Source organism: Mariniphaga sediminis (genome assembly GCF_003573545.1).
GTDB classification, from domain to species: Bacteria; Bacteroidota; Bacteroidia; order Bacteroidales; family Prolixibacteraceae; genus Mariniphaga; species Mariniphaga sediminis.
The window spans coordinates 218,786-239,531 of the sequence record NZ_QWET01000005.1; the positions used below are offsets into that span (position 1 = coordinate 218,786).

Below are 20,746 nucleotides of genomic sequence, written 5' to 3' on the forward strand. Positions count from 1 at the left end.
TAGTTACCCTCAATGAATAATATGAAATATGATATAACTATTATAGGAGGTGGTATCGTTGGTTTGGCTACTGCTCTTAAGCTGAAAGAAACCAAACCGGATTTGAAAATTGCCCTTCTTGAAAAAGAGAATAAGCTGGCTCAGCATCAAACAGGAAACAATAGCGGGGTAATTCACGCAGGCGTATACTATAAACCGGGAAGCCTGAAGGCGCTTAATTGCAGGGAAGGATACCGGCAACTGATAGATTTTTGCGATAAAGAAGGAATAAAATACGATCTGTGTGGGAAGCTTATTGTTGCCACACGGGAAGAAGAGTTACCCCGTCTTGAAAATCTCTGGGAGCGCGGACAACAGAATGGCCTGACAGAAATGAAAAAGATTGTAGACGGGCAAATCAAGGAATATGAACCTCATGCAACGGGTTTGGCCGCTTTATTTGTTCCCTACACCGGAATTATTGATTACAGCGAGGTGAGTCAGAAGTATGCAGAGATTTTTACCCAAAGGTACGGAGGAGAAATTTATCTGAACACCAAGGTGTCGGATATTGAACTTAACCGGACGGAAGCAACTGTAATTTCTGAAAAAGGACATTTTTCATCCAAAGTAATAATTAATACCGCTGGTTTATATAGCGATAAAATTGCGTCGCTGGTTCAGAAAAAGCTAAACGTCAGGATTATCCCCTTTCGAGGGGAATATGCTGAGTTAACTGAAGAAAAGAGTTACCTCGTGAAGAACCTGATATATCCCGTTCCCGATCCTGGCTTTCCGTTCCTCGGTGTTCATTTTACAAGAATGATAAACGGGGGAATTGAAGCCGGACCGAACGCAGTTTGGGCATTTAAACGGGAAGGATATAAGAAATCTTCATTCAGGCCTGACGAATTTTGGGAATCGATGGCCTGGCCTGGTTTCAGGAAGGTAATGAGGCAATATTGGAAAACCGGTTTAGGAGAATATTACCGGTCTTATAATAAAAAAGCACTGGTTAAGGCCCTGCAACGGCTGGTTCCGGATGTCCAGGAAAAAGACATTAAATCCGGGGGAGCCGGTGTCCGGGCTCAGGCATGCGACCGAAATGGAGGCCTTATTGATGATTTTTTATTTGTAGAGGACCAGTTTACCCTGAACGTACTCAATGCGCCTTCGCCGGCAGCGACGGCTTCGCTTGCTATTGGGGAGACCATAGCAAAAAAGGCGGTGGCCCGGTTCAATTAAAATACCCTTCACTCAAACACTATTCAGAAGTTTTATTTTTTAATTCTATTTATACATGAATTGCAGACACTGTAACACGGGGTTAGAATATGTATTTCTCGACCTGGGAATAGCCCCACCAACAAACGCCTATTTAAGTAAAGAAGAATTGGCCCAAACAGAAAAAAAGTTTCCTCTCAAACTATTTGTATGCCACAACTGCTGGCTGGTGCAAACGGAAGATTACTCCAAGAGCGATGAGCTGTTCACGAAAGAATATGCTTATTTTTCGTCGGTGTCTTCCAGTTGGCTTGAACATGCATCCCGGTATTCAAAAATGATTACCGACAAACTGAATCTGAATACAAATAGTTTTGTTCTGGAGGTAGCTTCCAACGACGGTTATTTATTGAGAAATTTTGTTGCTGCAGAGATTCCCTGTCTCGGAATTGAACCGACCGACAGTACTGCCGATGCAGCGGAAGCCATAGGTATTCCTGTTCGCAGAGAATTTTTTGGCGAAAACTCCGCAAGAAAACTGGAGCAGGAAGGTAAAAAGGCCGATCTAATTATCGGAAATAATGTGTATGCCCACGTGCCGGATATCAACGATTTTACTAAAGGGCTGAAGGTGGCTCTTAAACCGGGGGGGACCATTACGCTTGAGTTTCCGCATTTGCTCAATCTTATTAAGTACAAACAGTTTGACACGGTTTATCACGAACACTATTCTTACCTGTCTCTTTATACGGTTAGCCGTATTTTTCAACAGGCCGGATTAAAAGTGTACGATGTGGAAGAACTGCCTACCCATGGGGGAAGCCTGAGGGTTTACGGTTGCCATGAGGAAGATATAAAAGAAACAACTTCAGCAGTTCGCGAACTCATTGAGGAGGAGCAAGAATTTGGAATGCAGGATTTGCCTCTCTACCTGAGTTTTCAATCAGAAGCAGACAAAATAACGCATAGTCTGACGGCCTTTTTAATGGAACAAAAACAAAAAGGCAAAACCATCGGGGCTTACGGAGCTGCTGCCAAGGGGAATACATTGCTGAATTACGGAAATATTAAGAATGATTTGGTCTCTTTCGTATGCGATGCAGCCCCGTCGAAACAAGGTAAATATTTGCCCGGAAGTCATATTCCTGTTTTACATCCGTCAAGTATGAATGAGTTAAAACCCGATTGGGTGCTCATCTTACCATGGAACCTGGAACAGGAAATAACAAAACAGCAATCTCAGGTAAAAGAGTGGGGGGGGAACTTTGTAGTGGCCGTTCCCGAATTGAAAATTATTTAAGGTGTAATTTAAATAATGGGAAAAATTTTAGTTACCGGAGCAAGTGGTTTCCTCGGACATGCTTGCCTCGATGTGCTTAAAAATTCTGATTTTGAAATTTTTGCTGTTTATAAAAGTAGAAAGGGAAGCATCAGTTCCAAAGTGAAATGGGTTGAAGCGAACCTGCACGAACCCAAAGAGGTGGATAAATTTTTAAAAGAAATAAGACCGGAATATCTGTTGCACCTGGCATGGGATATGGAGCCTGGCATGAAGCTGGACTCCCATATTCATTTTCCCTGGGTGGATACAAGTATGGCATTAATCCAAAAGTTTGCTGAGACGAACGGGAAAAGAGTAGTAATTGCCGGCTCATGTGCCGAGTATAAATGGGGTAACTATTTATATGACGAAGATACAACGCCTATTCAACCCAGGAATTCTTATGGCCTCAGCAAGAATGAATTGCATCAACAGGTTGCAGACTTTTGTAACCAGGGGGATTTAAGTTATGCCTGGGGACGGGTGTTCTTTACTTTCGGACCCTATGAAAACAAAAAAAGACTGGTATCTCACATTGTTCATTCTATTTTAAAAAATGAAAAGGTTCGAACGACTCACGGGAACCAGGTTTATGATTACCTGTACGTTGAGGATGTGGCCAGGGCTATGATAAATTTATTAAAGAAAGATTTCAGCGGAGCGGTAAACATTTGTTCCGGGGAACCGTTAAAACTTGGAGATTTGATTTTTAAAATAGCAGATCAGATGAATGGCGGGCATTTGGTTGAGCTGGGGGCTTTAAAAGCCAATGGCGACACACCGCAGTATGTGGTTGGTAGAAATCAGCGGTTAAAGGAACTAACAGGCTGGTATCCGCAAACCAGTATTGATTCCGGCATTCAAAAAACCATTCAGTTTATAAAAGATAAAAACCATTTAACATGAGCAATATTGTAATAATTGGTGCAGGGATGGCAGGACTGGGAGCAGCGCACCATTTTAAAGAGAATAATATAAAAGCAACTATTTTTGAGAAGAATAATTATTTTGGTGGCCACGCAGCCACTTTTGAAAAAGACGGATTTATTTTCGATGACGGACCGCACATCTCATTTACAAAGAATGAAAGGCTCCGGAAATTATTCCATGAAAGTGTAAACGGAAAAGTTGAGAATTTTAAGGCGGATGTAAATAATTACTGGAAGGGATACTGGGTTAAACATCCGGCACAGGCTAATTTGCATGGCCTTCCGGACGATTTGGTGGTAAAGATTTTGCGTGAGTTTTTTGAACTCAGCCAACAAAACGGAGGTAAGGTTGAAAATTATAAAGACTGGCTTTACGAATCGTTTGGAGAAACTTTTTCTGAAAATTTTCCGTTTCAATACACCAAAAAATTTCATACAACTACGCCGGATAATCTTGATACTGATTGGATTGGGCCCAGGATGTACAAGCCCGATCTCGACAAAATATTAAAAGGTGCATTATCAAAAAGTACAGAGGATGTTCACTACGTAAGTGATTTTTATTATCCCAGCTACGGGGGTTTTGCCCGGTTTTTCGACCGGTTTCTTGAGCAGACACAGGTGGAGTATGAACATAAAGTGGTAAAAATTGATCCGAAGAACAAACAGATTTCTTTTAGCAATGGAAAAACAATGGCATATGACCATTTAATATCCTCGGTTCCGTTGCCCGAACTGGTGCCCTGCATTGAAGGAGTTCCGGATGAGGTATTGGAAGCCTCCCAAAAACTGGCATGTACCACCTGTGTTTTGGTGAATGTTGGCGTAGCCAGAGACGACATTTCCAAAGCGCACTGGACGTATTTTTATGATCAGGATATTGTATTTTCTAGACTTTCATATCCCCATTTATTTTCGCCCAATAATACCCCTGAAAATTGTGGAAGTATCCAGGCGGAGATTTATTTCAGTAAAAAATATAAACCGTTAACCAGTTCACCGGAAGATTTCATTGAACCCACAATCTTAGATTTAAAACGATGTGGAATTTTGAATGATTCAGATGAAATAATTTACAGGGAAGCCCGCGTTTCCCCGTATGCTAACGTTATTTTTGATCTCGAACGTATTCCGAGCCTCGCTACCGTTCACAATTATCTCAACCAGATAGATATTAAGTATTGCGGGCGTTTCGGAGAATGGGGCTACCATTGGACCGATCAGTCTTTTATCAGTGGAGAAAACGCTGCAGAAAAAGTGTTGGAACAATTGAAGTCTGATGGGATAAACGGAAAATCGTCACTTACAGCAAAATCATCAAAACCGGTGTAGTGTTGTCTGGTTAAATTGAACTATTCCTTTCGCCCTTGATCACAACCCAACAAATTATTTGCTGGTCTTTCAGAGATGACGGGTGCGAAAAAAATGCGCAACGCTGTATTTGACACATCAATATAAATTCAGAATTTTTTCGACAGGAGAAGTATGATTAAAATATTTTTAATGCTGTTTTGCCTTTTCTTTTTTTGGGGAAGTTCATCTGCTCAGGATGAAAAACCGTTTGTTCCTAAAAAAATGAATTATTCCACAACCCAGGCCTTTCATATCACAGCGGGGTATGTGCCAAAGGCCTCGATCAACGCACTAAAAGCAACTTTTGCATTCAATGATTTCTTTTTAAGACGAATTGGTGCATACACTTCAATGGAAAAAGGATTGAACTCCGATTTTTTTACAAACATCTTCGGAATTACCGGGAGCTTGCATAAAAATATTTACATGTGGGGAGGTGTTGAATTTTTTACAAAAAACGGACTGTTGAATAGTGACATTAGCGGACTGGATAAAGTCAGAAAAGAGTTCGGTGTAGGAATTATACTTATTGAAAACCTTTTAATTAAAGGAGGATGGTCCCAATCAGTAGGGCCTACCTTCGGGGCCGGAGTAAGGATCCCAATATAATTTTATTGTAATAGTATTAATTTAAAACAAAGAAAATGAAAAGAATTTTATCTTTTATTGTGATGGGTATTGCGATGCTGCAAATGACAAATGCCCAAGTTGTTGAACTAACGGGAGAGGGAGTTTTCGGTGTAAATCCGTCAACCCTGATGATTTCTGATCCTGGAACTGTAGACAGTGTAGTGGTAGTGGCTGCTGCCAGATTTCATAACGGGGCTGTACCCGCCGATGTGGAATTTTCCGACGCAAATGAAACATACACTGTAAGCTTTAATGAAGCCAATCCGGTTATAACCCAACCGTGGGTTCAGGCAATGATTGATGACGGAACGCTGACATTTGGATATTACACTGCAAAGTTTGACGATGCAGATGCAGCAGGGATTGCACTGGATAATTTCGGACAGGAAGAGTATGTAAGGTCTTTTACTGCATACATCTACAGGTCCGGAGGTAGTCCGGAGATTCACAGCGAAGTGAAGGGGGAACATGCCTTTCTGTTTATCGGTGGCTCCGATCATCCATTGGTTTATAATTTTACCATTCCCACTTCTTCTGATGTTCGCGACGTGATTGTAACCCTTCCTTTTACCGATTTGGAAAGTGAAGACCTTCGGTATGCCAATGTAAGTGTAACAGCAGGTGCACAAACCGTTGAATCGGAATTTGATACCAACAATGCCGGAGATTTGCTGCATCTTGAAACCATTACTGTTCCGAATGTGCCTGGTGATGTTACCGAAGTTACTGTTTCTCTTTATTCACAATTTGGTCCTTCTGTTGCAGGAGGATACGATGAAAAGGACGGCGACTCTTTTGTTACAGGTCCGGCATTGCTGACAACTACATCTGAGGAAGATGAAGAAGAAGGTTGTACGCTTACACAGGGCTACTGGAAAACACATTCAGAATATGGACCGGCTAAAAAAGCGGATCCAACCTGGGATATAATTGGACCTGATACCGAATTTTTCTGGTCTGGGATGTCTTATATTGAAGTGTTGAATACATCGGTAAGTGGAAATGCATATTATATTCTTGCCCATCAGTATATTGCTGCCGAGCTTAACTTCCTGGCCGGCGCCGACAACAGTGAAGTGGTGGATGAATTTGATGAAGCAACCGTTTTATTCAATACCTACACACCCAGTGAAATTGGAAGTTTAGGTGGTAGCGACGCCACAAGGAAAATGTTTGTAGAGCTGGCCGAAGTGCTGGATGACTACAACAACGGAGAAATTGGCCCGGGACATTGCGACGGAGATGAGTGGGAAGGTGAGATGGAAGAAGAAATGGCGATGGCATTTGCTGTTACAATGGAGGCCAGCGTTAGTCCCAACCCGGTAAAAAATAGGGCTAAAGTGAGATTTGTTCCCGTAGTTGACGGAAATGCTACCGTTGAACTTTACGATTCAATGGGGAATTTGAAAGAAATACTGTTCGACCAAAATGTAAGTGCGGAAGGGAAAGTACAACTTACCCTGAATGCAAGTCAGTACAACGAAGGATCTTATATCCTGGTAATCACTAACGGTGCAGTACGGACAAGTATTAAACTGGGAATTGATCATTAATCAACAGATAATAATTTTATTATCAGTGTAGATTCATAACAACAAGGAGAATAAATAGTACTGCAGCTGCTACCTATTGAATAACATACATATCTGTGGCATTAATTTTAGAATTCCTTAAGAGCAGCCGGGTACTTTTATTCTCCTTTTAGAAAACCAAAAAATTTTTCGAACCATTATTACCTAAAAAAATGAGAGTATGATTTTTCAGGAAACTTACCTTAAAGATGCATTTGTTGTCAATCTTGCTCCGCATATTGATAGCAGAGGGTATTTTGTCCGTTTGTTTAGTAAAAATGAATTTAAGGAAATAGGTTTCAATAAAGAATTTGTGCAAGTGAATTATGCCTCAAATACCCAAAAGTACACACTCAGGGGATTTCATTTTCAGTTGCCGCCATTCTGCGAAACAAAACTCATCCGCTGCGTAAGAGGAAAAGTTCAGGACTATATCGTTGATGTGAGAAAGGGATCGCCTACTTTTTTAAAAAGTTTCACTATCGAATTATCGGGAGACAATACGCAGATGTTGTTGGTGCCCGAGGGATTTGCTCATGGATACCTTACACTGGAAGAAGATTCTTCTCTTATCTATTTTCACTCAATGTTATACAAGCCTGGCCATGAGGGAGGCCTGCGTTTTGATGACCCCGTTCTGGGTATTGAAATGCCTGCCGTTCCTGAAATTGTTTCTGAAAAAGATATGCACTGGCCTTATATAAATGAAACACACTTTACAGGGATAAAGACGAGACATCATAGAAAAAGGTACCGTCACATTATTCACTTCCCTCATCGAAAAAGGAGAATATATGAGCCAGAGAAGCACTATTCAGAAAATTGATCGAGAGATGAATTCAGGTCATTTGATGTTTGAACTTGCCAAACGGCTTTACCCCATTTGCAGAAGTATTACAGGCAATGGCGTGAGAGAAACGCTTTCAATTGTAAAGGAGATTATTCCATTGGAAATGGTGGAGGTACCTTCCGGGACCAAAGTTCTTGATTGGGAAGTTCCCGAGGAATGGAACATTGGCGATGCATGGATAAAAAATTCTGCCGGTGAAAAAATAATAGATTTCAAACAATTGAATCTGCATGTTCTTAACTACAGTACTCCGGTAGACCGGCAAGTTGGTCTGAAGGAGTTGAAGGAACATGTGTTTACCCTGCCGGAATACCCGGAATGGGTTCCGTACAGGACTTCGTATTACAACCGGCAATGGGGATTTTGTATGTCGCAAAAGCAGTTGGAGAGCCTGCCGGAAGATAGTTATCAGGTAAAAATTGATTCAGAACTCAAACCGGGATCGCTAACTTACGGAGAGTTTGTGGTGCCGGGTAAGTCAGAGGAAGAAGTACTGTTTAGCTGCCATATTTGTCATCCCTCGCTTTGTAACGATAATTTATCGGGAATTGCTCTGGCAACTTACATCGCGGAATTTGTCAAATCGAAAGCGCTTCATTATACCTACCGGTTTTTATTTATTCCGGGCACTATTGGTTCTATTACCTGGTTGAGCCGGAACGAGGACCTGTTAGAGAAAATTAAATATGGCCTGGTGTTGACACTTTTGGGTGATTCGTCACCTTTTCATTATAAAAAATCGAGAAGGGGAGATGCCGAAATCGACAGGATAATGAACTGGCTGCTTGAAAAGGAAGAAGGTGCCAGGCTGCTCGACTTTTCTCCTTATGGTTACGATGAGAGGCAGTTTTGCTCGCCGGGGTTTAACCTCCCTGTTGGAAGGCTTTCCCGGAAACCGCATGGCGAATTCCCGGAGTATCATACTTCGGCTGATAATCTGGATTTTATTCAGCCGGAGCATTTAAACCGGTCCTACGAATTCTTGTTAAAGGTAATTTCCGTTATCGAAGGCAATAAAAAATGGATAAACCTTAGCCCGAAAGGGGAACCTCAGCTCGGGAAGCGGGGATTATACAAACAGGTAGGAGGAATGGCACAGCAGAAAGATTATCAAATGGCCATTTTATGGATTTTAAATTATTCGGATGGGAATCATTCACTGCTTGATATAGCTAAAAAATCGGGGATTGAGTTTTCAGTATTAAACAAAGCTGCAATGGATTTGCAACATGCTTCATTATTGAAACCGGCATCCTGAAATGAAAAACCTTCAGCATAAAACAGCCTTAATTACAGGGGCAACAAGCGGAATAGGAAAAGCCATTGCCCTGTTGATGGCCCCAAAAGGGTATAACCTTGTTTGTGTCGGACGAAATAGGAAGGGACTGGAACTTTTAAAAAGAGAGATGCCTGAAAATATTTCGTTTTGCAGTTACGAGTGCGATATGGCAGATGAAGAAAAGGTATTGCAAGTATCTCAGCGAATTGTTGCAGAGTGTGGAAAGATCGATATTCTTATCCATTCAGCAGGGAGTATCATAATAAATCCGGTTATTACATCGACTTTAGAGGAGTACAATTCCATATTTGGTTTAAATGTAAAAGCTCCTTTTTTGATAACAAAACTGTTTTTACCCTTGCTGAAGGAAAACCGGGGACAGATTGTATTTATTAATTCGAGTGCCATTCAGCGAGCCATCCCGAACGCGAGTTTATATTCAGCATCAAAGTTTGCATTAAAAGGTTTTGCCGATTGTTTAAGGCAGGAAGTTAACCGATTTGGAGTGCGCGTTATTTCGGTTTTTCCGGGGCAAACAGACACTCCCATGCAAAAAAAATTGTATGAGAACGGAAACAAAAAATATATACCTGAAAATTTGATACAGTCGGCTGACGTCGCTTCTTTGGTTATTCACGGTCTGGAAATGCCGGAAACTGCTGAAGTGACTGATTTATATGTAAGGCCAATGATTTCTTACATACAAAACAAAATTTAATTGACTAACGCCGTCTTAAAAGGTAGCAATTTAAAGACTGTTGACATGAAAGATTTTTCAACATTAAAAAAGAACTTAAAAAAAGATTTTTCAAATCTTAAAAAGATAAAAGTAGCTGTTTTGGGAGATACTGCCACGCAGTTTCTCGTTCAAGCTATCCGGGGAGAAGGGTTTGAAGAAGGATTCGATCTGGAAATATGGGAAGCCGATTTCAATCAGATTGAACGCCAGGTTTTAGACCATACTTCCGAGTTATATGAATTTAACCCTCAGATTGTTGTCATTTTCCAATCATCCCATAAGCTTTTGGGAAAATACAATAAACAGAAGCCGGAGAAACAAAACCAATTCGCTTTAGGTGAGTTGGAACAGATTAAAGATTTAACGTCGAATATTACTGGTGCCCTGGAAGCGAAGTTGATCTATTACAATTATACTGAAATAGACGACGCTGTTTTTGGGAATTTTGCCAATAAAACGCCAGGGTCGTTTTTGTTCCAGTTACGCAAACTGAATTATGAGTTGATGTGCCTGGCATCTGAAAACCCGAATATCTACCTGTGCGATATTTCTTCGGTACAAAACCGGTTGGGGAAGGTTGATTTTTTTAAACCTTCCATTTATATCAACACCGAAATGGTTTTGAACATTGATGCATTGCCCGCAGTGGCGTCTGCCACCGTACGTTTGATTTCGGCTCTTCAGGGTAAAATAAAAAAGTGTGTTATTTTGGACTTGGACAATACCCTTTGGGGTGGAGTTATTGGCGACGATGGACTGGAAAATATTCAGATTGGAAGCCTGGGAATTGGTAAGGCATTTACCGAATTTCAGTATTGGATTAAAAAGCTTAAAAACCGGGGGGTTATAGTTGCCGTGTGTAGTAAAAATACAGAATCGGTAGCCAAAGAACCTTTTGAAAAGCATCCGGATATGGTGCTGAGGCTGGACGATATTTCAGTTTTTATCGCCAACTGGGAGAACAAAGCGGATAATATCAGGCAGATACAAAGTATCCTGAATATCGGTTTCGACTCTATGGTTTTTTTAGACGATAATCCTTTTGAAAGAAATATTGTCAGGGAAAATATCCCGGAAATTTGTGTTCCGGAATTACCCGAAGACCCGGCCGATTATCTGGAATATTTGTACTCGCTGAATCTGTTTGAAACGGTGTCGTATTCAAAAGAAGATGCTGACAGAACCAAATTGTATCAGATAGAAGCACAAAGGGTTTCCAATCAGAAAAAATATACCAATGTTGACGACTTCCTGAAAAGCCTCGATATGTATTCCCTGGTTGAACCATTTAATAAATTCAATACGCCCAGGGTAGCACAGTTGACACAACGTTCCAATCAGTTTAACTTAAGAACCATCCGGTACACCGAGGCTGATATTGAACGGATTTCAGCATCCGGAGAGCATCACTCTTTTACCTTTACCCTTGAGGATAAATTTGGCGACAACGGTTTAATATGCGTTGTGATTTTAAAACAGGAAAGCAGCGATGTGCTGTTTGTTGATACCTGGCTCATGAGCTGCCGCGTATTAAAACGCGGAATGGAGAACTTTGTATTGAATATACTTGTTGACTTTGCATTGGAGATGGGATTCTCCACTTTGAAAGGAGAATATTTGCCCACTGCAAAAAATGCCATGGTTAAAGACCATTATGCTGATTTGGGATTTGAAGAAGAAGATGACTCCTGGATTTTAAATGTTTATGAGTACAAGAGAAGAAGAAATTACATAAAACCAAAAAAAGAATTACAATGGACAGAAGTGAAATACTAAAAGTGATCAATGATATTTTTATAGAAACCCTGGACAATGAGGAGATAGAGTTGAGCGAAGATTCCCAGGCATCGGATGTGGAAGATTGGGATTCATTATCGCATATCCAGTTGGTTGTGGAGGTAGAAAAACATTTTAAAATCCGTTTTACTTCCAAAGAAATTCAAAGCTGGGGCAATGTGGGAGGTATGATTGATTCTGTCGTTGCCAAATTATAACCCCTGAAAAAGAAGAAAACCTATAATGATTCAATTGGAATTTCATCATACCGGCATTTTAGTTAACAGTATTGAAAATTCGCTGCCCCATTATTCCCGGATATTTGGCGCCGAAAGTATTTCAGAAGTCTATTCCGTTTCGTCTCAAAAAGTAAAAGTCTGTTTTGTGAAAAACGGGGAAAGGAGCTTCCTGGAACTGGTGGAACCGCTGAGTGAAGATTCGGTCGTGACTAAAATGCTAAAAAAAAGAATAAGTTATTACCACGTAGGATATAAGGTGAAAAATGTGCAGAATGCCATAAAGGTTTTGGAAGAAGAGAACTATAAGGCGTTGAGTATTTTCAATTCGGAAGCATTTCAGGGAAAACCGTGTGTGTTTTTGTTTACACCCGAAGGGCATCTGGTTGAATTGATTGAAGAATAAAATATTAAATATGATTTTTACATCGACATCATTTTTAATCTTTTTTACCCTATTTTACCTGCTTTACTGGTTTGTTACAAACAAAAATCTGAGAATACAGAATCTGTTGCTGCTGGCGGGAAGTTATTTTTTTTATGCCTTGGCCGACTGGCGCCTTCTTGCCTTTTTAGTAGCTGTTTCAGCCTTAAATTATTTTTTAGGAATTTACATTGAAAAAACAGAGAATCAACTCAGGAAACGTTTGTTGCTTAATGTCGGATTAATCCAGGGACTGGGAGGATTGATATATTTTAAATATTTCAATTTTTTTATCGCTTCGTTTAACGAGGTTTTACAGTCTTTGCATTTCAATGTTCATGTAAGAACCCTGCAAATATTACTTCCCCTTGGCATCAGTTTTTTTACGTTTAAAACCATCAGTTATATTCTGGATGTATACAAGGGAAAAATAGAAGCGACAAAAGATTGGCTGGTTTTCTTTAATTATGTATCGTTTTTCCCGACCATATTGTCGGGGCCGATTGATAAAGCCAGGGCTTTTGTTCCCCAGTTGCAGAAAAAAAGGGTATTTGAATACAGTCTGGCAGTTGACGGAATGCGTCAGATACTGTGGGGAATGTTTAAAAAAGTTGTTATTGCAGATAACATCCTTGTTTACACCGATCAGATTTTTAGCAACTACGAAAGTTTATCCGGCAGTACTTTACTGTTAGGTGCTTTTTTATATACAATTCAGCTCTATGCCGACTTTTCCGGCTATTCTGATATGGCAATCGGGTTGGGCCGATTATTAGGATTTAATGTTGCAAAGAATTTCAACTTCCCGTTTTTTGCCCAGAATATTGCGGATTTTTGGCGCAAGTGGCATATCTCTCTAACCAGTTGGCTTACAGAATATGTATTTACACCTTTAAGCATTGCGTTCAGGGATTATGGCAAACTCGGATTGATTTTAGCTATTCTGATTAATTTCGTTTTGATCGGGATTTGGCATGGCGCCAATTGGACTTTTGCGGTTTTCGGATTTTTGCACGGCTGCTATTTTATTCCCCTCATTTTGAGAGGAACCATGAATAAAAGGAAGAAAATAGCAAAAGGCAAAGTCCTGCCCTCTTTCAGAGAATCTTTGAATATGGGAGCAACCTTTTTATTAGTGATGCTCGCGAATATTATTTTCAGGGCCGACAATATTGGCCATGCCTGGGGATACTTTTTATCCATCCTGTCCAACCCCTTGTTTTCTTTTTCAACTGCGGGGATGGAAGGGATAAATGTAAATCCGCATCTTTTAATTATGCTGGGTTTAAGTATTGTCATGCTTATTTTCGGATGGTTTCAGCGCAACAAAGAGCACGCCCTGCAATTTCAGGATATGAAAACAAGCAGGGCATTTCGCTGGAGTATCTATTATTTGTTGGCGGTGGCTATTATTTACTACCAGAGTAGCTACAAGCAATTCATTTATTTTCAGTTTTAAACAAGATGAATAAATTTATCTTCAAAATAATCATTTTTGTTATTCCTGTATTGGGCCTGTATGTTGTTGAAGGTTTTCTTCCTTCTTTTACATTTACTTACCGGCCATGGGAGGCTCTTGATTTTCAAACAAAGTTCGATTTCGAGCGGACTTTTTATCCCAATAAGAAGGTTCAGATGGAAGCGGTAGGGCAGTTGTGCCATCACACACCACATGCCATAGTAAAAGAGGAAACCTGGAAAACGGACAAATTGGGAAACCGGAATGACACCTTTATCCAGAACCCCGATGTTCTGATTATCGGTGATTCGTTTATGGCAGGGTGCTGTGTTACCCAGGATTCAACGATTACCAACCTGTTGAAGTCTGAACTGGGAGATGAAACGAAAATTTATAACATTGCGCCGGGCGAATTTTCCAGGGCCGACTATTATTTAAGTAGCGGGATAATCGAAAAACCCGACCTGATAGTATACTCCAAGTCAGAAAGGTATGTTCCGAAGTCTTTGGAGGAATACAAGGATTCACGTTCCTTAAAAACAGATTTGAAAAAGCTGTTTGAAAATAATTCTACGTTTTCGGGAATTAGCGTTTTTTTGGATAAGGCATTACGGCATTATTCGAAAAACTGGCTGCAGGCACGGTTAACCAACCAAAACGGAGACGGGGTTCCCGGAGTGGAAGGGAGCGGAATGTTTTTCTTTAATACCGCCGCCCAGGAAGACGACCCAAACCTTGTTCGCAACACTGACACAGATTTGGAAAGGACAAAAAACAATATTGTTTCCTACAAGGAATATTGCGATGCAAACGGTATCGATTTCCTTTTTCTTCCAATGCCCAATAAAGCAACAGTTTATTATGAATATGTACCTTTTAAAGAGCAGCCCGACTATCTTTTTAAACTGGATTCAATGCTGAGGGCTGAGGGGATAACAACCGTGAATACATTGAAACTATATAATGATTACAGAGAGTCGAATGATAAATTGCTTTACCATCTCGATGATACCCACTGGAATTCAACCGGGGTGTATCTCGTTTCAAAGGAACTGGCTGGCACCATTGAGAATTCCAGGCTTTTGGCCCGGGAGTAATTCTCATCATTCTGGTTCGATTTAACTCAGAAGTTAAACTTTATAAATACATCAATTATGGATTATACGAATCTGTTAACCATCGCGATGCCCGTTTACGAGCGGAAAGATTACTTTTTGGAAGCGTTGGAAAGCGCAATAAACCAAACAGTAAAATGCGAGATAATCGTTGTGGATAACTGTTCTTCTCATGACTACTTTAAAAATATTTGTGAAGAAAAAGGGATAACATATTACCGGAATGAAACCAATATCGGGATGAACCCGAACTTCAACCGCTGCTTTGAACTGGCAGGAACAGAATATGTAATGACTTTACAGGATGACGATATTTTAGCTCCAAATTATGTGGAATCTTTTTTGAAAGCCCATACAAAACATCCCGATATCGACGTGTTTTTTACTGATTTTGTTCGGAATACACCCAACGGAAAATTGCCTCACCGGCATGTGCTTCCGTTCGGATATATGAAAAACGGTCAGAAGGTAATTGAGTATGCCGTAAAGTATAAATTAGGCTTCCCTTATCTGAACAGCTCGATAAAAAGAGAAAAGTTTACTGGTTTTTATACTGCATATTCCGGGAGTAATGACTGGGTATGGATTTACGATAATGCAGACAAGTTTGTTTTTTACGGCGATTCCAGGGTGCTTTACCAGTTCAGGCAGCACGACCAGCAGGATACGAAAAACAATATGTTACGATACCGGTTTACGCTGCCATATATTTATGATGCCATACTTAAAGAAAAGGCAAACGATCCGGAAATTAAAAGAAAAGCTTCACTGAACGCTTTCTGGGCGCTCATCCAGCTAAAGTCAGTTGCCGGAAGAAAAATCGTTAACGACTTTATAAAGGAAGAAAATATATTTAGCATTTATCTGAAAGAAAAGTTGAATTCGGACAGGTTAATCAGAACGATATTCTATATGCCGAGTAATTTTGTGTACCTGGTTTACCGGTCGTTAAGAAAAGTAGGCCTGACCGGATAAATTTATTTTCGAATGGATATTAGCTTAAATAATCTCATTTTAACGTTTAAAGGGAATACCAGGGGAGCAAAGGCCAAGAGGCAAATAGTTTACTCATTTTTTATCCAGATTCTGAGCGTTTTAATTGGCTTGCTTTATGTACCGTTGTTGCTGGATTTTCTAACACAGGAGAAATACGGAATATGGATAACACTCACTTCCATTTTAGGCTGGTTCAGCTTTTTCGATATTGGGTTGGGAAACGGGCTCCGGAACAAACTGGCCGAAGCCCTGGCTAAAGGGAACAAGGATTTAGGAAAAAAATACATCAGTACAACTTATGCCATCCTGATTGGCATATTCAGCGTGGTGCTGGTGGTATTCCATTTGAGCAATTTCTTTTTAAACTGGAATTCGATACTTAACACGAAAACGATTGATAACAGCGAACTATATGTTCTGACATCCATTGTTTTTACCTTTTTTATTTTTCGTTTTATTGTCCAGTTAATTTCGGTGATATACCTGGCCGACCAAAAGCCATCGGCGACAAAAATGATGAATACGGGTGGAAACCTGGTGGCATTTATTATTGTTTTAATACTTACCCGGCTTACTTTAAAAGGCGATCTTGTTCTGTTGGGTACTATCATAAGTGCTGTTCCGGTGTTGCTTTTTGTTGTGGTTTCAATAACGTCATTTAATACCCGGTACAAAGCGCTGAAGCCTTCGGTAAAAGCAGTTGATTTTAAGCTGAGTAACGGGTTGATAAATCTTGGGGCTAAATTTTTCTTTTTACAAATTGCGTATATCGTGGTTTTTTCTACTTCCAATATTTTTATTACGCAGTTTTATGGTCCCGGGGAAGTTGCTGTTTACAACGTTGCTTTTAAATACTTTCAGATTCCGGTAATGGTTTTTTCAATTGTAATGAGCCCGATATGGTCTGCGGTAACAGACGCTTATACAAAATCGGATTACGGGTGGATGAAAAGAACATTGAAACAGTTGAATGTCCTGTCGTTACTTTTTATTGCAGGAATTGTTTTGATGGTAGGAATAAGCGACTGGATTTATGGTATTTGGGTAGGGGACAAGATTACAGTCCCGTTCAGCCTGTCGGTTACACTTGGAATTTATTCTTGTTTACAAATTTTTGTGGCGCCCTATTCTAGTTTTATAAATGGAATTGGAAAATTGAAATTAACGCTTTCCCTTACTTTTGTGGGGATTGCCACTTATTTGATTCTAATTTATGTTTTTGGAAATATTTTTAAAAACAGTACCGGAATAGTTTTAGCCATCATTTGTACGCACACAATCGGGGCGGTCATTCAGCCCACACAAACATATAAGTTGTTGAACAAAACAGCCAAAGGGATTTGGAATAAATAGCATGTTAAGATTATGAAGATACTTTGGATTACGAATTCTCCTTTTCCCGATGTCTCCAGTGATTTAAAGCTGAAAGACGCTGCAAAAGGCTTGATATATTCTTCGGCAAACGCATTGCTTCAGCAAAACGATGAAATAGAATTGGCGGTGGTCTCCTTTTATAATGGGAAAAGATTGGAGAAGCTGGTTAAAAACAGAATTACCCATTACCTCCTTTCCAGCAGTTTCCGGTTTACAGCGCGCAGCGACGGCGATACATACTGGCAGGAAATAAAAGCGGATTTTCAACCCGACGTTATACATATTCATGGTTCTGAATATTTCCATTCCTATTCCTGGGTAAAAGCCTGTGGGCCTGAAAAGGTGGTTTTATCCATCCAGGGGTTGGTAAGTGTTTGTGATCGGTATTATTACGGAAATATAGCTAAAGGGGATCTGATAAAGTACACAACACCGCGGGATTTGGTGCGGTTTGATACGTTCTTTTCGAAACGCAGGAACATGCAAAAAAGAGGGGAACACGAAAAAATGCTCATAGAAAAAACGAACCATATTATTGGGAGGACTTCATGGGACCGGGTGCACATTTGGGCAATAAACCCGGATGCTACCTACCATTTTTGCAATGAAACGTTAAGGTCTTCATACTATGAAAACAAATGGTCTGTAGAGAATTGTACCCGGTACAGTATTTTTGTCAGCCAGGCAAACTACCCGATAAAGGGTTTTCATCAGTTGATAAAGGCATTACCTGTTGTGTTAAAATATTTTCCCCAAACGAAAGTTTACGTTGCCGGAACAAATTATTTTTCGAACAGGGGAATAAGGCTAAACGGCTACGGTAATTATATAAATTCATTAATAAAAAAATACAAAGTTTCCGGGCACATTGAGTTTACCGGATTTTTATCAGAAGAGAAGATGTGCCGGCAGTATTTGGATGCGCATATTTCCGTTTGCCCTTCAGCAATAGAAAATAGCTCCAATTCCATAGGCGAAGCGCAATTGCTGGGGGTACCCTGTGTTGCATCATATGTAGGCGGCACACCCGACTTGATTGAGCATGGCGAAACCGGGTTGTTGTACCGTTTTGAGGAAGTTGAAATGCTGGCTTCCCATATTTGTAAAATATTTGGAGATGATAGCCTGGCGCAAAAAATCTCTTCGAATGCAAGGGTTTCTGCTTCTCAGCGTCATAATAAAGAAGAGAATGCAGCAAGCCTTTACAGGATATATTCGAAGATTGTTGCCTCCCCAAATTAAAACAAGGATATATGCTTATTAGAAATATTCTGACCAAAGTTATTTTATTTACGCTCTTGCCAATTTCCATTTTTTCGCTACAGCGTTTTTCGTTGCCGCGGCCAATTGGCGGCACTGCTTTTTGGTGGGGTGTTCAGTTTTTAATATTGGTATTGTACTTTATTGCCGCGTTTATGTTTTTTAAGAAAGAAAACAAGCGCTCAATTCTTGCGGTACATCTTTTAATGCTTTGGAATATAATCAGTATTGTAAGGGGCGTTTTTGTTGCGGAGATATATTGGGATTGGAAAGGGTTGATTGTGAATGCATTTGCGCTTCTTCTGCCGGTAATTATATACATCGTATCAGATAAGAGGATATTGCAGTCGTTGTTATCGTTTTACATCAAATTTGTTTTGCCTTTTTCGCTTCTTATTACAATTACGCTGCCTTTCGGAACGTGGCAGCTGTATTTGTTCCCTGTCGTGCTTTTAATGTTGTTTTTTCCGGTGGTTAAAACACATTGGAAGGTCGTTTTGACGGTGCTGACATTAATCGGTATTCTTGAATTTTCAGCCAGAAGCAGTATTATCAAATTCAGCATTCCGGTGCTTCTTTTGGGATTGTACTATTTTCGGTTTTTTATCGCCACCGAATTAATTATTAAAGGGGCCCGCAACGTATTTATGATTTTACCATGGTTTCTTTTTGTGTTAGGAGTTACGGGAATATTTAACGTATTCGATATAAAACAGTATTTAAAAGCAGATTATGTGGCCGAAACAACTACCACTGAGGGAGAGGTAAAAAAGCAAAATATAACAGATGATTCGCGTACGTTTATGTACAGAGAGGTTTTACAATCTGCCCAAAAGAATAATTACTGGTGGTTTGGCCGCAGTCCGGCGAGGGGGAATGAAACCAAGGCTTTTGGAGAAAAGATGGTGGAAATAACGGGCCGAAGGGAACGGCTGAGAAATGAAGCAAATGTACCGAATATTTTTACCTGGACGGGTATTGTTGGTTTGGCTGCATTCTTCTTTCTTTTTTACAAAGCTTCGGCGCTGGCCATTAACAAATCAAATAATATCTACAGCAAATTAATCGGGTTATACGTGGCTTTTCGCTGGATGTATGCCTGGGTTGAAGACCCTTATTTGTTTGATATGAACACATTTACTATTTGGATTATGATTGGGATTTGCTTTTCCGAATCTTTTAGGAAAATGAGCAATCTTGAAGTTAAATTATGGGCACGGGGTATTTTCGATAAAAGGTACATCAGGTACATGGAATATATCAAAGAAAAGTTTCCCAAAGAATATACCCGGATTAAATCTGCATCGTTTTGATTGAAATACAGGAAAATACGCATAAAATCGCCGTGTTGCTTACTTGCTTCAACCGGCGCGAGAAAACGTTAAGTTGCCTTAACTCGTTATTTGGAGCTTCTATGCCCGAACCGTATGTTGCCGAGGTGTTTTTGGTAGATGATGGTTCAACCGATGGCACAGGCAAGGCGGTAAAAGAACAGTACCCGCAGGTAAATATAATTTCCGGCAATGGGGATCTTTTTTGGAACAGGGGAATGAACCTGGCCTGGAAAACCGCTGCCGAAAGAAAGGATTTTGATTTTTACCTGTGGTTGAACGACGATGTGGTTTTACACGAAGATTCCATTGAAATGCTGATGCAGGATTTTCAGAAAACCGGCACGCAGAAAGCCATCGTTGTGGGGGCATGCTGCTCGCAAACGGGAGAAGCAACATACAGCGGTTATGTCAGCCTGAGAAAAAAAAGGATGGTAAAACCCACCGGAGAGGTGCAATTGTGTGATTATTTTAACGGGAATGTGGTTCTTATTCCTACACCGGTTTTTGAAAAAGTTGGATTTATGGACCCGGTTTTTCATCACGGGCAGGGAGATTTCGACTATGGTCTGCGGGCCCAAAAGGTGGGAATAAACTCATGGGTAAGTTCAGGTTTTGTGGGAGTGTGTGAACGGCACAGTGAATTGCCCCGGTGGTGTAACCCGGCCTATTCTTTGCTGGCACGCTGGAAAAGTTTTAAAAGTCCGCTGGGAGGCAGGCCAAAATCAACCTTCATTTTTCAGCGGAAATATATGGGATTGCCTTTGGCAATGTTTCATTATTTTACCATTCATTTAAGATTGATATTCCCTAAAATCTGGTACTTAAAGTCAAACGATTAAACACAATACAGGATGGATAAGAGAGAAATGGACCCGGTTAACACAAACGTATTGCACC

At 40.3% G+C, this 20,746-nt stretch carries 19 protein-coding genes; all 19 read left to right on the plus strand.

Annotated elements, in window-relative coordinates:
* Positions 1-21: 21 nt before the first annotated feature.
* The 19 genes from lhgO to D1164_RS08585 all read left to right on the plus strand — a co-directional run bounded on the left by lhgO (position 22) and on the right by D1164_RS08585 (position 20,688).
* Positions 22-1,224, plus strand: a complete 1,203-nt coding sequence (gene lhgO, locus D1164_RS08495; RefSeq protein ID WP_119349529.1) for an L-2-hydroxyglutarate oxidase — start codon at positions 22-24, stop codon at positions 1,222-1,224.
* A gap of 55 nt (positions 1,225-1,279) precedes the next feature.
* Complete coding sequence (locus tag D1164_RS08500) at positions 1,280-2,503, plus strand: class I SAM-dependent methyltransferase (protein WP_119349530.1); 1,224 nt, start codon at positions 1,280-1,282, stop codon at positions 2,501-2,503.
* A 15-nt stretch (positions 2,504-2,518) separates the two neighbouring features.
* Positions 2,519-3,430: an NAD-dependent epimerase/dehydratase family protein gene (locus D1164_RS08505; RefSeq protein WP_119349531.1), complete on the plus strand. Its 912-nt coding sequence runs from the start codon at positions 2,519-2,521 to the stop codon at positions 3,428-3,430.
* A complete protein-coding gene (locus tag D1164_RS08510; RefSeq protein WP_119349532.1) occupies positions 3,427-4,785 on the plus strand; it encodes a protoporphyrinogen/coproporphyrinogen oxidase in 1,359 nt (452 codons plus the stop codon). The genes D1164_RS08505 and D1164_RS08510 overlap by 4 nt, the downstream gene beginning before the upstream one ends.
* Positions 4,786-5,028: 243 nt before the next feature.
* The gene (locus D1164_RS08515) at positions 5,029-5,415 is read left to right on the plus strand and encodes a hypothetical protein (protein WP_147372107.1); all 387 of its coding nucleotides are present in this window, start codon (positions 5,029-5,031) and stop codon (positions 5,413-5,415) included.
* A gap of 35 nt (positions 5,416-5,450) precedes the next feature.
* Positions 5,451-6,989 carry a T9SS type A sorting domain-containing protein gene (locus tag D1164_RS08520; RefSeq protein ID WP_119349534.1) on the plus strand — a complete coding sequence of 513 codons (1,539 nt, stop codon included), beginning with the start codon at positions 5,451-5,453 and terminating at the stop codon, positions 6,987-6,989.
* A gap of 199 nt (positions 6,990-7,188) precedes the next feature.
* Entirely contained in the window at positions 7,189-7,833 is a 645-nt protein-coding gene (locus tag D1164_RS08525) for a dTDP-4-dehydrorhamnose 3,5-epimerase family protein (protein ID WP_119349535.1), read from the plus strand.
* Positions 7,802-9,115: a DUF4910 domain-containing protein gene (locus tag D1164_RS08530; RefSeq protein ID WP_206610961.1), complete on the plus strand. Its 1,314-nt coding sequence runs from the start codon at positions 7,802-7,804 to the stop codon at positions 9,113-9,115. The genes D1164_RS08525 and D1164_RS08530 overlap by 32 nt, the downstream gene beginning before the upstream one ends.
* A 1-nt stretch (position 9,116) precedes the next feature.
* Positions 9,117-9,854, plus strand: a complete 738-nt coding sequence (locus tag D1164_RS08535) for an SDR family oxidoreductase (protein ID WP_119349537.1) — start codon at positions 9,117-9,119, stop codon at positions 9,852-9,854.
* Between the two features lie 45 nt (positions 9,855-9,899).
* Entirely contained in the window at positions 9,900-11,651 is a 1,752-nt protein-coding gene (locus tag D1164_RS08540; protein ID WP_119349538.1) for an HAD-IIIC family phosphatase, read from the plus strand.
* Positions 11,630-11,869, plus strand: coding sequence for an acyl carrier protein (locus D1164_RS08545; RefSeq protein WP_119349539.1), 240 nt, complete (start codon positions 11,630-11,632; stop codon positions 11,867-11,869). Before D1164_RS08540 ends, D1164_RS08545 begins: the two co-directional genes overlap by 22 nt.
* Positions 11,870-11,894: 25 nt before the next feature.
* A complete protein-coding gene (locus D1164_RS08550) occupies positions 11,895-12,293 on the plus strand; it encodes a VOC family protein (protein WP_119349540.1) in 399 nt (132 codons plus the stop codon).
* 10 nt (positions 12,294-12,303) lie between these two features.
* Complete coding sequence (locus D1164_RS08555) at positions 12,304-13,770, plus strand: MBOAT family O-acyltransferase (protein WP_147372109.1); 1,467 nt, start codon at positions 12,304-12,306, stop codon at positions 13,768-13,770.
* A gap of 5 nt (positions 13,771-13,775) precedes the next feature.
* Positions 13,776-14,867 (plus strand): alginate O-acetyltransferase AlgX-related protein, encoded by a 1,092-nt coding sequence (locus D1164_RS08560; protein WP_119349542.1) that lies wholly within the window; start codon positions 13,776-13,778, stop codon positions 14,865-14,867.
* Between the two features lie 57 nt (positions 14,868-14,924).
* Positions 14,925-15,860: a glycosyltransferase family 2 protein gene (locus D1164_RS08565; protein ID WP_119349543.1), complete on the plus strand. Its 936-nt coding sequence runs from the start codon at positions 14,925-14,927 to the stop codon at positions 15,858-15,860.
* A gap of 12 nt (positions 15,861-15,872) precedes the next feature.
* Positions 15,873-17,234 (plus strand): lipopolysaccharide biosynthesis protein, encoded by a 1,362-nt coding sequence (locus tag D1164_RS08570; protein ID WP_119349544.1) that lies wholly within the window; start codon positions 15,873-15,875, stop codon positions 17,232-17,234.
* A 12-nt stretch (positions 17,235-17,246) separates the two neighbouring features.
* The gene (locus D1164_RS08575; protein WP_119349545.1) at positions 17,247-18,497 is read left to right on the plus strand and encodes a glycosyltransferase family 4 protein; all 1,251 of its coding nucleotides are present in this window, start codon (positions 17,247-17,249) and stop codon (positions 18,495-18,497) included.
* A gap of 11 nt (positions 18,498-18,508) precedes the next feature.
* On the plus strand, positions 18,509-19,828 hold the full coding sequence (locus D1164_RS08580; protein ID WP_119349546.1) for a hypothetical protein: 1,320 nt from the start codon (positions 18,509-18,511) through the stop codon (positions 19,826-19,828).
* Positions 19,825-20,688 carry a glycosyltransferase family 2 protein gene (locus D1164_RS08585; protein WP_172594390.1) on the plus strand — a complete coding sequence of 288 codons (864 nt, stop codon included), beginning with the start codon at positions 19,825-19,827 and terminating at the stop codon, positions 20,686-20,688. The genes D1164_RS08580 and D1164_RS08585 overlap by 4 nt, the downstream gene beginning before the upstream one ends.
* Positions 20,689-20,746: the final 58 nt, after the last annotated feature.